The following is a 14,367-nucleotide window of genomic DNA, read 5'->3' as shown; positions in this document are numbered from 1 at the left end:
GCAAGAAAAAACGCGAAAGCCTTCACCGAGGCTTCCGCGTTTGACCCAATCCGTCGCTTTCCTAACGGATCACGCAACCACGATGCGAAGCGGATCTGCTGCGGCGAGCGCCTGCTCACGGTCCGCACGCGGCGGATAGATCCACTCGGAGTTGATCTGGTGCTTGAGCTTCTTCGCCTCGGTGCCCTGCAACTTCACTTCGCGCTCCCACCCTTCCGTATAGACCGCGCCCCACGGGCCCAGATCGAGACACGTCACGTACTTCGGCTGACTATACGGAATTTGCTCGAGGCCGAGCAAATCGGCGGCGACGTTATGGCCTGCCGAGCGCCCCAGATTCATCGCGTGCTGGCACGACATCATCGTGTGATTGCCTTCGTCGTCGGTGGCCGCGCGAGCGACGTCGCCCGTTGCGTAGACACCGGGCACGCCCTCCACCGCGAGGTTGCGATCGACGTGAAGACGCCCCATGGCGTCGAGCTGGCCCGGAATCTGTGCGGTCAACGCGCTTGCGCGCAGGCCCGCGGTCCAGATCACCGTGTTCGATTCGATGCGCTCGCCGTCCGTTGTCGTGACGCCGCCGGCATCCACTGAAGCGACGCCCGCGCCGAGCTTCCAGGTCACGCCGAGCGAGCCCAATGCCTCTTCGATAACGGGGCGCGGGCCTGCGCCCAGGTCCGGACCGATCTCATTGTTACGCTCGACGATGACCACCTTCACGTTTGCGTGCTCGCCCAGCGCCGCGCGAAGGCGTGCCGGCATTTCCGCCGCGGTCTCGATGCCGGTGAATCCGCCGCCCGCCACCACTACCGTATTGCGCGCGAGCGTTTCCGGCTGGCTGGACAGACTGCTGATGTGCGCTTCCAGTTCGACCGCTTCGTCGGTCTGGTCCACGCTGAAGCTGTGTTCGGCGAGGCCCGGAATCGACGGGCGGAACAGCCGGCTGCCGGTCGCCAGCACGAGGCGGTCGTAGCCGAGCGTAGTGTGCTGGCCGTCTGCGCCGGTCAGATCCACTGCGCGACGCTCCACGTGAATGCGCTCGACCGTGCCCTGGATGAACTTGACGCCAGTCGCTTCGAAGATCTCTGTGAGCGGCGCCCTGAAATTCGCAGGACCTTCTTCGTACAGACGCGGACGGACATGCAGATGCGGGTCGGGTGCGACCAGCGTGATTTCCACGTCCGTGCGCCCCGCTTCATCGAGCAGCCGCGCTGCGCTGAGTGCGCTCCACATGCCGGCGAAGCCGGCCCCAATAACAAGAATACGCTTCGACATTTTTGCTTCTCCAATGCAGGGATACGTGAATTCGGGCGTGGCTCGCGCCGCTATCTCCGGTCGTGTGATCGGCGTCGCGCCTGCGCAACGCATAACTCGGATTCTATGAGTCGGAGTTTAAAGACGCAAGTGCCCTATTTGGGACACTCTGTTGACGAATCAGGCAACGAGGCCGCGAAGCGGCATGCGGCTACGGTTGATGGGACTTGAAGAAGTCGACCAGACTCCGCGGCGAATCGCCGCCGAGACAGACATCGAGCACCGCTTTTGCCGCCGCCGCTTCGCACGCACTGCGAGGGAAAAGCGCTGTCTCGTACGCAAGGAGCGCGGCTTCCACGTCGCCCCGATGCGCGGCAATGGCCTTTGCGAGTTCTGCACCGTCGAGCATGGCCAGGTTGGCCCCTTCGCCAGACGGGATCATCAGGTGCGCCGCATCGCCAAGCAATGTCGCGCCAGGCGTGCGCGGCCAGTTGTGCGCCACGGGGAGCGCATGAATCGGGCGAAACACGGGGGCCGTTTCGCCATCGGTGATGAGTGCAGTCAGCGCCGGCGCCCAGCCATCGAACGCATTCGCAACCGTGGCCAGAACGGCTGCCCGGTCGGACCGTTCAATGCTGTCGATCCAGTCTTGAGACTGGTTCAGCTGTACGTACGTGTGCAGCACGCCGCCCGGCTCGCGGTGTGCGACGATGCCTTTGCCCGGCGCGAGCGCAAACATGGAACCTTCGCCAACCGCTTCGGCACTCGCCTTGTGATGCGTGTCGCAGTTGAACAGATACGTCTCGATGAATGCCGTGCCGACATAGGCCGGTTTCGCGTCCGATAAAAGCAGGCGGACTTTCGACCACGCGCCATCGGCCCCCACCAGGAGATCGGTTGTCACTGTCGAGCCGTTAGCAAAGGTCAGAACGTGCCGGCCACCGCCGAGAGGAGACACCGTGTTGACTTTCTGTCCCCACCGCACCGCGCCGGCAGGCAGCGATTCGAGCAGAATCCGCCGCAGCTCTCCACGCGGGACTTCGGGTCGCCCGCCTGTTCCGTCGTCCGGCTGCTCATAAAGGACCCGGCCACCCTTGTCGAGAACCCGCGTCGCCTGCCCGCCGGGATGGATGATTTCGAGGAACCGGTCGAAGAGTCCGGCTGCCTTCAGCGCGAGCTGCCCATTGTTCTCGTGAATGTCGAGCATGCCGCCCTGCGCTCGCGCATTCGCCGAGGCTTCCGCCTCATAGATCGTCGAAGCAATACCGTGAACGTGGAGGACCCGAGCGAGCATGAGCCCGCCGAGTCCCGCGCCGATGATTGCAATCGATGTCTTCATCCTGCTCCTCTGGAACAATGTTCCATAGTAATATGGAACATTGTTCCAGAGACGTCAAGAGGATGCATGGTCAAGAAGGCGCGGAGCGTTCAACGGCGTGAGGACTCGCTCTCGCGCGAGCGGATCATCGAGGTGTCGATCGAGCTTCTGGATAGCAGCGGCGAAAGCGGCCTGACGTTTCGCGCGCTGGCCGAGCGGCTTGCCACCGGTCCCGGCGCGATTTACTGGCATGTCGAAAACAAGAGCGATCTGCTGAACGCCGCCTGCGACGCCATCGTGGCTCTCACAATGGACGCGCCATTGCCGGGCGCCACGCCACGAGAGGCAATGCGCGCCCTCGCGCTGGGTCTGTTCGACGCGATCGACGGCCACCCGTGGGTGGGTTCGGTGCTCGCGCGAAACCCGGCGCAATCGGCAATGGTTCGGATTCTTGAACGTTTGGGCCAGCAGATTCGCGCACTCGACGTGCCTGACGACGCGCAGTGGGCAACGGCGTCCGCATTGCTGAGCTATATCCTCGGCGTGAGCGGCCAGAACGCGGCGAATGCGCAGATCGCTCGCGCGCAAGATGCCAATCGAACCCACTTTCTGGACGAGGTCGCCTCGGTGTGGTCGCAGCTCGATCCCGAAGACTATCCGTTCACCCGCAGCGTGGCCAGACAGTTGCGCGAGCACGACGACCGTGCCGACTTTCTCGCTGGAATCGACCTCATCCTGCTTGGCATCGAGTCAGCGCACGGACGTTGAGCGCTACATGCCCATGCTGGTCCCTGCGCCCGTGCTCGTGCCGGTGCCCGTAGCCGTGCCTGTGCTCGGCGCTGCGTTCAGATCGATCCTTCCATACACACCATCGGCCTCGTCATTCGGCCCCGCCGCGAAAAACAGCGTATTGGAGGGCTGATTGCTCAGGTCGTTGCCGAACGCAATGCCCCACAGACCGGGCTCGACAATCGCGCTGCCGTTCGACGCAACGAGCGGCCCCATCGACTGGCCGCTCGCTGCATTGAACGCGTTGATCGTGCCATCGCCGAAATTGCCGATCAGTATCGCGCCACTCATCGTGCCGAAGTTCGAAGGCGCTTGCGCGATGCCCCAAGGCGCGTTCAACGCGCCGCCCGACGCGAAGCGTTGCTTCAGGTTGCCGGACGTGTCGTACACGTCGACCATGCCGAGCCCCGCGCCGGCGACATCGTCGTGTTTGGCCGCGTCCTGCTTCGCGTAGGTGACGAACAGATTCGAGCCGATCGCCCGAATGCCGAACGGCGCGAAGCCGGCCGGGATGAGCGGGTCCGTGAAGGCGCCGGGCGTCGTGACCTTGCTGAACGAGGTATTGAACACATCGATCTTGTTGTTGTGGAAGTCGGTCGCGTAGAGGAAGTTGGCGTTGTTCATCGTCGCGAGCGCGAGCCCCTTGTACACGGCGCCGCCCGTGCCATCGTCATACATGACGAACGCATTGGTGGGCCCGACTGCTGGCGCCCACGCGGTGATCGTGCCGCCTTCGCCCGCAAAGATGAACGCAGCGACGCCAGACTTGCCGTTTTCCGTGACCGTGAAGCTCTGCGTGCCGTTGAAGACGATGCCCGTGGGCGAAGCCGAACCGTTGTTGCCGGCGGGAATCGCGACCACCAGCGATTGCGGCACCCCGTTGCCGTCATACAGCGTCGCGACATTGGTACCGTTGTCCGCAACCCAGACAAAACCGTTCGGATTGAAGGCGACCCCCCAAGGGTTCTTCAAATTCGCGTCCGTGTGCGCGGCCGCCACTGCGCCATCCGAAACGAGGGCCGTCACTGCGAACGACGACTGGACCGGCGTGCTCGTACTGTTCGAGTTGCCGCTGGAACTGGAACCGCCGCCACACGACACGAGTGTCGCGATGGCCGCACCGCAAGCTACGACGCCGAATACGGCGAGTAGAGGCTTCATGACCGCACTCCTCTTTCAGTCCACGGGACTAACGGACAAAGAACGAGGAGGACGCGGCGTTTATTCCAGCGAAGAAATAGGGGAGATGTCGCGTGCGATCGCAATGACTGAACTAGCTAGCGAAAAGCGGGCGGCGGGCAACGCGCGCTACGCGTGAGCGCCCGACACCAGCACATTCGCCGATGCCGGCGGCTTGTGCGGCGCGCCCAGCAGCGCCAGTTGCTTCTCGTGCGGCGAGAGCGCGCCACTGTCACGCTTGTCGGCCTCGGCATACTTCTGAGCGGCGTGAGACAGGTCACCTTCGTTTTCGAGCGCTTGCCCCCAAAGTTCATACGAGGGCGCAAGATCGGGCCGCAGTTCGACCGCGCGGGACAGCCGGGCGATCGCCGCTTCGTTTTGTCCCGTGGCGACGAGCGCTTCGCCCCAATCGTGGAGGATATTCACATCATTCTCGTGCATGGTGTTTGCGCGGCGGAATGCGCTGAGGGCTTCGTCATACCGGTGCGCATGCAACAACACGTCGCCGAGCAAGCGCTCGTTCTCCGCCGTACTGAACTTTTCGCGGGCACCCAGCCGAAGCTCCCTGATCGCAGCGTCGATTCTCTTCTCCTGCTCGAGCGCAATGCCGAGGTTGGCCCGCAAGACGCCCGAGTGCGGGTACAGCAAGAGCGCGTCGCGTGTCAGTTGTTCCGCCTCCTCGGCGCGGTTTTGCCTGAGCAGCAGCCACCCTTTTCCCGCGAGGGCCCACAAGCGTTCCCGTGAGCCTGGCCGGCGCAGGAGGTCGTCATAGATCGCGTCGATCTCGCTATAGTCGCATTGGTCCAGCGAACACTGCGTGCCTTGCACCTTGGTGAAGAGATGGCTAGCGAGCGTACTCGGTTCGACGAGCCGCATGACCTTGCCCGCGATGTCCTCCATCGCCTTGTCGAAGTTATTGGCGCTGAACGCGACGTCGTCCTGCATGGCGTCGAATGGGCCATTTTCGATCTGAATATGCGCAACATAGGCATCCGCGCTGTCGCCACTATGCGTAATGCCGATATGGACGGTCACGTCCGGCTTGTCACGGAAAAACGTCGATTTCAGAAACCCGACAATCGAGGCATAGGACATGTCTTCGCCGGGAATCTTGATATCCGGACTGTCGTTGTCGGCCAGCGAGGCATCGTGCGGGATCGCGTCGCTTTCGCTGCTGATCCCGCGCATTGCAGCCAGAATTCGTTGTGCCAGGAATTCCGGGGTATAGCCTGTGTTGACGAATGCCTTCGGCGCCTCCACCGGCGGAACCAGAACGTGCTGTGTGCGCGCGCCGGATATAACTAGCAAGCAAAATGGAGCGGCCAGGACCAGGATGAACCAGGGGAGCACGAAAGGCCATAGCGCTCTTGGCGCGCGGGCGATCCACCCGATCAGAAACCACAACTGCGACAGACCACCCGGCCTGCGACCCGCAACGCTCGACATGATGCACCTCGACTCGGCTGGAGTTGGTGGAGCACAACTACCGCTCGGCGTGAACGCATCGAATGTGCCAGCATGCTCAAACGCTTCTCTGCAAGGCGTTTGCGCCATGTTTGCGAATTTTCGGCGTTCCGCGTGTCATCTCGCGACCAACGTCTACGGACAGCGAGTGCCGGGTAGAAGCAAACACATGCGAGCGGGGATCACTTCACCGCCTCCATATCTTCAACCTCGCCCGCGACCGGCACGTTGCCCGACGGACTCATCATGCGCGGCTGCAGCATCAGTGCGACGAGACCGGTCCAGCCGGTCTGGTGGGAAGCGCCGACGCCGCGCCCGTTGTCGCCGTGGAAATATTCGTGAAACAGCACGAGATCGCGGCAGCGCGGATCGGCCTGCAACAGCGGGTACGCGCCCATCACCGGGCGCTCGTTGTTGCGGTCGAGCAGAAAGAGCGTCGTAACGCGGCGCGCGAGTTCGTCGGCGATCTGTGCGAGCGAAAGCTTCTTGCCCGAGCCGGTTGGATACTCGACGCGAAATTCGTCGCCATAGTAGCGGTGGAATTCGTACAGCGACTCGATCAGCAGATAGTTGACCGGCATCCACACCGGACCGCGCCAGTTCGAATTACCGCCGAACACGCGCGAGTCCGATTCGGCGGGCAGGTATTTGACGCGGAAGTCGCAGCCGTTGTGGCGGTAAACGAAAGGTTCCTCGAGATGGCTGCGAGAAAGCGCGCGCACGCCGTGGGCCGAGAGAAATTCGGCTTCGTCGAGCATGCGCCGCAGCAGCGCCTTCATGCGGTGCCCGCGCAATAGCGAGAGCAGCAAGGAATTGCCCTTGCCCGGTTCGTTCCAGCGCGACACGAGGCTCGCAAGGTCGGGCCGATGCTGGAGGAACCAGACCAGCCGGTCGCGCAGCCCCGGCAAGCCGCCGTGCACCCGCTCCTCCAGCACGCGCACGGCGAAGAACGGAATCAGCCCGACGATCGAGCGCATGCGCAGCGGTACGTTGGTGCCGTCCGGCAGCCTCAGCTTGTCGTAGAAGAACTCGTCGACGCTGTCCCACAAGCCCGTGTCGCAGCCGTCGTCGCAACTCACCGCGCCCGCGATATACAAAAAGTGCTCGAAGAATTTCACGCCGATATCGACGAACACGTGGTTCGCAAACGCGAGTTCGAGCGCGATGCGCATGAGGTCGAGCGCGTAAGCCGCCATCCACGCCGTGCCGTCCGCCTGATCGAGGTGGCCGCCCGTCGGCAGCGGCGACGACCGGTCGAAAATGCCAACGTTGTCGAGTCCGAGGAAGCCGCCCTGGAAGATGTTGTGGCCGTCCGCGTCCTTGCGGTTCACCCACCACGAAAAGTTCAGCAGCAGCTTGTGGAAGATGAGTTCGAGAAACTCCCGGTCTGCCTTGCCGTTGATCGAACGATCGATCTCGTACACGCGCCACGCCGCCCACGCGTGCACGGGCGGGTTGGCGTCGCCGAACGCCCATTCGTATGCGGGTAATTGCCCGTTCGGATGCTGATAGCGGTCCTTCACGAGCAGCAGCATCTGCTTCTTTGCGAACATCGGATCGACCAGCGCGAACGCGACCGCCTGAAACGCGAGGTCCCACGATGCATACCACGGGTACTCCCACTTGTCGGGCATCGAGAGGATGTCCGCATTGCACAGATGCCGCCAGTCCGCATTGCGCCCGCGCAGGCGGCTTGCGGGCGGCGGCGGCTGCAGCGGGTCGCCTTCCATCCAGCGGTTCACGTCGTACTGGTAGTACTGCTTCGACCACAGCATGCCCGCCAGCGCCTGGCGCTGCACGAGCCTCGCGTCGGCGCTCTCGATGTCGCGCTGCAGCGCGCCGTAGAACGCGTCCGCTTCGGCAATGCGTTGCGCGAAGAGATGTTCGATGTCGAGCGCCACCTCTTCCTTCGCCTCGGACACTGGGCGCCAGCGCAACGTGACGACGGCACGGCCGTGCGCCGCGATCTCGAAGTGCACGCGCGCAGCCGCTTTCGTGCCGGTGTCGCGCCGGATCGCGCCATTGTTGCCGTGCACGACATAGTCGTCGAAGCCGTCCTTGAACGGGCCGGCGCCGTCCATGCCAAATAGCCGCTTGACGTTGGTCTCGTTCTCGCAAAACAGCCACTCGACGCGCGCGCCCTCTTGCGCGGCGGCCGTCACGATGAGCGGCTCGTGCGTGCCGCAGCGCGCGACAACGTGCTCACCCTCCGGCGACGACACGAGCGTGAGTGAAGGCTTGTCTCCCGCAGCCTTCCACGACCACGTGTTGCGCGCCCAGATCTGCGGCAGCACGTCGATCGATGCGTGCTGGCCGCCGCGGTTCTCGACGCTCACGCGCATCACGATGTCTTCCGGCGTGTGCTTTGCATATTCGATCTGCACATCGAAATAACACTCGTCGTCGAACGCACCCGTATCGAGGATTTCGTATTCGGGCAGACCGGCGCCGCGCCGTGCGTTTTCGTCGATCAGGTCCTGGTAGGGAAACGCCGAATGCGGGTATTTGTAGAGCATGCGCATATACGAATGCGTGGGCGTGCTGTCGAGGTAGAAGTACAACTCCTTCACGTCCTCGCCATGATTGCCTTGTTCATTCGTGAGGCCGAACAGACGTTCCTTCAAAATCGGATCGTGGCCGTTCCATAGCGCGATCGAGCAGCACCAGTTCAGCCGCTCGTCGGCGAAACCGGCCAGGCCGTCCTCGCCCCAACGATAGGCGCGCATGCGCGCGTGGTCGTGCGGGAAGTAATCCCACGCGGTTCCGTGCTCGCTGTAATCCTCGCGCACCGTGCCCCATTGGCGCTCGCTGAGGTACGGCCCCCAGCGTTGCCAGCGAGCGTAATCGGCCGAGTACAGGCGTTGGCCTTCGACCGTTTGGATGAGGCCGGCGGCGCGCTGCAGCATGGGCATCTCCTTGAATTGGGGCCGCCGGGTGGGGCCGCCAAGGTGAGACTTGGGACGGCGGGCGGCGCTTTGGCGCCGCGAGTCACCCATGCTAGCGCGGTTTGCCCGCCCAGCGTGCGGAGTGGGCCACGTGTGCGGGCTAGACGGCGTCGCCGAGCCGTTTGAGAACACGCAGCAGCTCGCCGAGCGACCATGCCTGGAACGGCGTGCCGCCGGGCCGGTGCGGCGCATCGCCATCGGCGACTTCGGAAATATGGTCGAGCCCGGCGCGCTCGAGATGCGCGAGCAGCGGCGCGACGAAGCGCTCGCGCGCGAACGCGCGTTGCGCCGCAGTATCGCCGTGCACGTGCAGCCAGGCATCCACGAAGGGACCGAGCAACCAGGGCCAGACAGTGCCCTGATGATAGGCGCCGTCGCGCTCCAGCACGCCGCCGCCGTATTGCCCGCGATAGGCGCGGTCCGACGGCGCGAGCGTACGCAACCCCATGGGTGTGAGCAAATGCGCTTGAACCTGCGCGACGACCGTGCGCGCCGCATCGCCTTGCAGCAGCGCGAACGGCAGACCGCCTGCCGCAAAGATCTGGTTCGGCCGAATCGAGCCGTCGGCTGTGCCCTCCACGTGATCGACGTCGACCACGTCGAACAACGCGCCCGTAGCCGGATCGACAAAGCGCGCGGCAAACGCGGCGCTGGCGCGCGCTTCGAGTTCCCGCCAGCGCGCATCCCATGCCGCGGCGATGCGCAGCGCGTTGATCCACAGCGCCTGGATTTCGACCGGCTTGCCGATGCGCGGCGTGACTACCCAGTCGCCCGCCTTCGCATCCATCCAGGTAAGCTGCACGCCCGGCACGCCCGCGCGCAGCAGGCCGTCACGCGGGTCGGCTGCGATCTGATAGCGCGTGCCGCGCGCGTAGCCTTCGAGAATCGCGTTCACGGCGCCTTGCAACACATGCCGTGCTTCGGTCGGCACGTTTTCAGCCGCGAAATAGTCGTGCACCGCCACGACGAACCACAGCGACGCGTCGACGGAGTTGTATTCGGGCGCGCCGCCCGCATCGGGAAAGCGGTTCGGCAGCATGCCTTCGGAAACCGTCGCCGCCCATTCGAGCAGGATGGCGCCGGCCTCCTCGAAGCGCCCTGTCGCGAGCAGCAGACCGCGCATGGCGATGAACGTGTCGCGGCCCCAGTCGGTGAACCACGGATAGCCTGCGACGATCGTGCGGCCGTCGCCGCGCGCGACGACATAGGCGTTGGCCGAACGCTGCAGGCGCGAGCCGAGCGACGCCCGGCGCACTTCCTCGAAACCCGCGAGCAGTTGTGTGCGGCTCGCCGCGTTTTCGTTGTCTTCCTGCGGGGCAGCGCTCACGTCGGATAATGGTTGTGCGCGCAACAGCAGCACGGCGTCGCCTTTGGCGAGATCGAAGATGAACACGCCCGGCGTCGCGAGATCCTCGATGTAGTCCAGACCGCGTTCCCGTTCACGCGTATAGCAGAAGTTGCGGTACCAGTCCGGTGCATGCGTATAGCTGCCGTTCGAGCGGGCGACAATCGCGGGCAGATCGCCGTACGGTTGCCAGCGCACGTGCTCGCCGTCGATCCGGGCATCGAAATTGAACGCGGTGTTCTCGTGGTGCAGCGCGTGGTAATCGCGGCCCGAAATCAGCGGACGGACTTTCAGCATCAGGCCGCCAGTTCCGGACGGCGCTTCGAGCCGCCAGCGCAGTACCGTCTCGCGGCTCGCCTTCGCAACGAACACCTCGGCCGTGAGCACGCCGCCGCCTTCCAGCCGGTAGCGCCACGTGGGCCACGGCGAGGTGTCGAAGCTTGCGATGCTTTTCGACGTGTCAGGAGAAAGCAGATCCGGCGCGTAGCGCTGCATGGTCAGCGCCGTTTTACGCTCTCCGTCCTCGAGCCAGGCTTCGATGCCGTTCACGAGCACCACGCGGTTCGTGGGCGGGTGCCTCGCCGTGAGCAGCAGCGCGTGATAGCGGCGCGTGCGCGCGGTCCCCACGGTGCAGGAGGCGAATCCGCCAGCGCCGTCTGCTTCGAGCCATTCGTCGTCGAAGCACTCCGCATCAATGGGGCTGTCAAGGCGCGTCATGGGGTGTCCTGCTCTCGTGGATCACCTGCGCAACGATACTCCCGTCGGCTTGCCCCTGCAGGAAAACGTCTACGTGCGAGCAGGCTGCCCGCGCCGCTGACGATAGTGAATCTGCGCGGGCACCTGAATCGACTCGGGCGCGCCATCGCCCTCGAGCAGCGAAAAGACGCAGCGCAGGCTATGTTCAGCGAGTTGGCCGCTGTCCTGTACGATAGCGTCGATGCGAAGCGGCAGACAGTCGAGCAGTTGATGATCGTCGAACGTCATCACGCGGCCCGGCGCCTGTGCGAGCTGGTGCGCTTCGTTCACGAACTCCAGCAAGCCTTCGAGCAGCGTAATGGAGCCGGCGAAAAGCGCCTCGGGATAGCGCCCGTGCGCCTCGAACCAGGCTTTCATCAGCGCATAGCCCGACTCGCGCTGATAGTCGCGTTGAAACACCCAGTCGTCCTGCTCCATCACGCCATGCCGCTCGAGCGCGAGCCGATAGCCCGCCAGGCGGTCGCGGCTCGGCGAGAGTTCCGGCTGGCCGCCGAAAAACACCACTTCACGCGCGCCTTGCTCGATCGTCTCACCGACCAGAGCGGCCACGGTTTCGGCGGCGTCGGTGATCACGTAGGGAATGGCGCTTGTCGCCACGCGGCGATCGGCGAACACGATCGGCAAGCGCTTGACCCATTTGTCGTAGCGCGGCGCGTCCGCCGTGCACGGCACGACCACCACGCCGTCCACCTGCTGCGCAACCAGATGCGCAATGCCCTCGGTCTCGCGCACCGGATCTTCGTCGCTCGTCACGATCACGAGTTGATACCGGTAGCGCTCGCGGCATTGCCACTCCATGGCCTGCGCGAGCGCGGCGTGCGCCGAGTTGGTCAGGTCGGGAATCACGAGGCCGATCGTGTTGCTGCGCCGCGAGCGCAGCGCGCGTGCCGATTGCGACGGCGTGAAGTGATGGTCCCGCGCCACCTGCAGCACGCGCTCGACCGTCGCCGCCGAAATGCGGTAGCGCTCCGCATTGCCGTTGAGCACCATGCTGGCCGTGGTGCGCGAGACCTCCGCGAGGCGGGCAATGTCGTCGATAGTCAGACGCTCGAACTGGGACACGCGGCGTTCCTGCTGGGTGTGGGTTGGGGATCGCGTGAACGCGAGAGCGAAGAGCCGGCGCTGCGGCCGTGAGGAAGGGGAACCCCAAACGAAGCGCCCCGTGTGGCACGGGGCGCCTGGTGCTTCCGAGGCGCGCGCAGACGCGAAACTCTTCGCGTCAGATGGTACTACGCGCGCGCGCGCCTGAAAATGCGCTTACTGCTTGTACAGATTCAACGGCACGGGGATGAACTTGTCGACCGGCTTGCCGTCGACGAGCTGCTTCGCGGTCTGCACGCCATACTGGCCGATCAGTTCGGGCTGCTGCTGCACGGTGGCGGCCATCTGGCCGGCCTTGACCGCGGCGATCGCGTCGTCGGTGGCGTCGAAGCCGACCACGGCCACGTCCTTCAAGCCTGCCGCCTGCAGCGCCTTCACCGCGCCCAGCGCCATTTCGTCGTTCTGCGCGAACACGCCCTGAATGTCCTTGTTGCTCTGAATGATGTTTTCCATCACCGAAAGGCCCTTGGCGCGATCGAAGTCTGCGGGCTGCTTCGTGGCGATCTTCACGCCGCCCTTCGCCGCGATTTCATCGTCGAAACCGGCGCCGCGTTCGTTGGCCGCCGACGAACCCGGAATGCCTTGCAGCTCGACGATGTTGCCCTTGCCGCCCAGCTTCTCGGCGAGGAAGTCGGCGGCCATCTTGCCGCCCGCCTTGTTGTCGGACGCAATATGCGAGCTGACTTCGGCGCCGTTCACGCTACGGTCGAGCGAGATCACCTTGATGCCCTTGCTCGTCGCTTCCTTCACGACGTTGGCCACCGCCGAAGAATCGGTCGGGTTGATGAGGATGACGTTGACCTTCTTTTCGATCAGGTCTTCCACACTCGCCTGCTGCTTCGCGGGGTCGTTCTGCGCGTCGACGGTGATGAGCGTCACGCCGTCCTTCTTCGCTTCGTCTTCGGCGCCCTTCTTGAGCGAAACGAAGAACGGATTATTGAGCGTCGAGATCGACAGGCCGACCGTGACCGCGCCGCCCGAAGCGGGCGCCGCCGCCGATGCGCCGCTTGCGCCCGCATCAGTGCTGCCCGGGCCTTCCTTCGAGCAGGCCGCGAGGCCCAGCGCGAGCGAACCGGCGACGAGCGCCGAAAGAAGCTTCGAGATCGACGGCGAGTTGTGCTTATGCATAGTCTTCCTCCTCGTTATATGTGGAGTGTGTGGAGTTAAAAATTAAGGATAGCTACTGATAAGACGTTGCCGCGTCGCGCAACCATTGCGCGACGCGGCCATTCAGTTACGACGACTTCTTGTTGCCGCGATCGATCAGCACGGCGAGCAGGATCACGATGCCCTTGATGACCTGCTGATAAAACGACGACACGTCGAGCAGGTTCAGGCCGTTGTTGAGCACGCCGATCAGGAGCGCGCCCACGAGCGTGCCGAAGATCCAGCCGCGGCCGCCAGTGAGGCTCGTGCCGCCCAGCACGACCGCCGCAATCGCGTCGAGCTCGTAGCCCGTGCCCGCGGTCGGCTGCGCGGAGTTCAGGCGCGAGGTCAGCACCACGCCGGCGAGCGCCGACATGACACCCGCGATCGTGTAGACCCACAACTGGATACGGTCGACCTTCACGCCGGAAAGCTTGGCCGATTCGGCGTTGCCGCCGGTTGCATAGATATGGCGGCCGAACACGGTCTTGCGCAGCAGCACCCAGAACACGCCGAACATCACGAGCATGAGCACGACGGGAATCGGCACGAGGCGCGCGACATAGCCGCCGCCGAGCAGCGAGAAGAAGTCGCTGTTGAAGCTGCTGATCGGGCTGCCGTTCGAGACAACGAGCGCGAGGCCGCGCAGCACCGTCATCGAACCGAGCGTGGCGATGAACGGCGCGACCTTGCCCTTGCTGATGACGAGACCGTTCGCAAAGCCCATCACGCCGCCCGCCACGAGACCGGCGAGCGTCGCGACGATAGCGGGCGTGCCGGAACTGAGCAGCGTGGCGATGATCACGGAGGAAAGCGCGAGCACCGAGCCCGCCGAAAGATCGATGCCGCCGAGCAGGATCACGAGCGTCATGCCGAACGCGATCAGCGCGTTGATCGACGCCTGGCGCATCACGTTGAGCAGATTGTCGACCGTGAGGAAATCGCGGCTCACGATCGAGAGCGCCACGGCAATGATCAGCAGTGCTACGAAGGGTCCGAGCTTTTGCAGCGTCGCCCGGCTGCCGGGGGTGAGGGTCACTTGCGACATGTCATGTCTCTCGAGATTGCAA

General features: G+C 64.3%; 10 protein-coding genes. 1 reads left to right on the top strand and 9 read right to left on the bottom strand.

Translation table 11 applies throughout. The features are described 5' to 3' along the window. Window positions 1–69: 69 nt before the first annotated feature. A complete protein-coding gene (locus tag U5A65_RS05445; RefSeq protein WP_321945683.1) occupies window positions 70–1,275 on the bottom strand; it encodes an NAD(P)/FAD-dependent oxidoreductase in 1,206 nt (401 codons plus the stop codon). Window positions 1,276–1,465: 190 nt separating this feature from the next. Then, window positions 1,466–2,548: an NAD(P)/FAD-dependent oxidoreductase gene (locus tag U5A65_RS05440; protein WP_321945682.1), complete on the bottom strand. Its 1,083-nt coding sequence runs from the start codon at window positions 2,546–2,548 to the stop codon at window positions 1,466–1,468. Between U5A65_RS05440 and U5A65_RS05435 the strand changes: the two genes are divergently transcribed. After that, window positions 2,447–3,340: a TetR/AcrR family transcriptional regulator gene (locus U5A65_RS05435; RefSeq protein ID WP_321945681.1), complete on the top strand. Its 894-nt coding sequence runs from the start codon at window positions 2,447–2,449 to the stop codon at window positions 3,338–3,340. The genes U5A65_RS05440 and U5A65_RS05435 overlap by 102 nt on opposite strands. Window positions 3,341–3,343: 3 nt before the next feature. Here U5A65_RS05435 and U5A65_RS05430 read toward each other — a convergent pair whose 3' ends face one another. The 7 genes from U5A65_RS05430 to U5A65_RS05400 form a co-directional block, all read right to left on the bottom strand. After that, complete coding sequence (locus U5A65_RS05430) at window positions 3,344–4,522, bottom strand: TIGR03118 family protein (RefSeq protein ID WP_321945680.1); 1,179 nt, start codon at window positions 4,520–4,522, stop codon at window positions 3,344–3,346. 147 nt (window positions 4,523–4,669) lie between these two features. Continuing rightward, a complete protein-coding gene (locus tag U5A65_RS05425) occupies window positions 4,670–5,986 on the bottom strand; it encodes a tetratricopeptide repeat protein (protein WP_321945679.1) in 1,317 nt (438 codons plus the stop codon). 200 nt (window positions 5,987–6,186) lie between these two features. Beyond that, window positions 6,187–8,916 (bottom strand): MGH1-like glycoside hydrolase domain-containing protein, encoded by a 2,730-nt coding sequence (locus tag U5A65_RS05420; RefSeq protein WP_321945678.1) that lies wholly within the window; start codon window positions 8,914–8,916, stop codon window positions 6,187–6,189. A gap of 133 nt (window positions 8,917–9,049) precedes the next feature. After that, on the bottom strand, window positions 9,050–11,011 hold the full coding sequence (locus tag U5A65_RS05415) for an amylo-alpha-1,6-glucosidase (RefSeq protein WP_321945677.1): 1,962 nt from the start codon (window positions 11,009–11,011) through the stop codon (window positions 9,050–9,052). Between the two features lie 69 nt (window positions 11,012–11,080). Continuing rightward, window positions 11,081–12,112: a substrate-binding domain-containing protein gene (locus tag U5A65_RS05410; RefSeq protein ID WP_321911239.1), complete on the bottom strand. Its 1,032-nt coding sequence runs from the start codon at window positions 12,110–12,112 to the stop codon at window positions 11,081–11,083. 195 nt (window positions 12,113–12,307) lie between these two features. Continuing rightward, entirely contained in the window at window positions 12,308–13,279 is a 972-nt protein-coding gene (gene rbsB / locus U5A65_RS05405) for a ribose ABC transporter substrate-binding protein RbsB (RefSeq protein WP_321911241.1), read from the bottom strand. 106 nt (window positions 13,280–13,385) lie between these two features. Next, complete coding sequence (locus tag U5A65_RS05400) at window positions 13,386–14,345, bottom strand: ABC transporter permease (protein WP_158762149.1); 960 nt, start codon at window positions 14,343–14,345, stop codon at window positions 13,386–13,388. Between the last annotated feature and the right edge of the window lie 22 nt (window positions 14,346–14,367).

Source organism: Paraburkholderia sp. J10-1, assembly GCF_905220165.1.
Classification (GTDB): Bacteria; Pseudomonadota; Gammaproteobacteria; order Burkholderiales; family Burkholderiaceae; genus Paraburkholderia.
This window is presented reverse-complemented; position numbering and strand designations above follow the sequence as displayed.

What these genes read in the sequence shown, in the direction of transcription:
- U5A65_RS05445 (WP_321945683.1), bottom strand. Translation starts at nt 1,275, where the DNA reads ATGTCGAAGCGTATTCTTGTTATTGGGGCCGGCTTCGCCGGCATGTGG.
- U5A65_RS05440 (WP_321945682.1), bottom strand. Translation starts at nt 2,548, where the DNA reads ATGCTCGCTCGGGTCCTCCACGTTCACGGTATTGCTTCGACGATCTAT.
- U5A65_RS05430 (WP_321945680.1), bottom strand. Translation starts at nt 4,522, where the DNA reads ATGAAGCCTCTACTCGCCGTATTCGGCGTCGTAGCTTGCGGTGCGGCC.
- U5A65_RS05425 (WP_321945679.1), bottom strand. Translation starts at nt 5,986, where the DNA reads ATGTCGAGCGTTGCGGGTCGCAGGCCGGGTGGTCTGTCGCAGTTGTGG.
- U5A65_RS05420 (WP_321945678.1), bottom strand. Translation starts at nt 8,916, where the DNA reads ATGCCCATGCTGCAGCGCGCCGCCGGCCTCATCCAAACGGTCGAAGGC.
- U5A65_RS05415 (WP_321945677.1), bottom strand. Translation starts at nt 11,011, where the DNA reads ATGACGCGCCTTGACAGCCCCATTGATGCGGAGTGCTTCGACGACGAA.
- rbsB (WP_321911241.1), bottom strand. Translation starts at nt 13,279, where the DNA reads ATGCATAAGCACAACTCGCCGTCGATCTCGAAGCTTCTTTCGGCGCTC.
- U5A65_RS05400 (WP_158762149.1), bottom strand. Translation starts at nt 14,345, where the DNA reads ATGTCGCAAGTGACCCTCACCCCCGGCAGCCGGGCGACGCTGCAAAAG.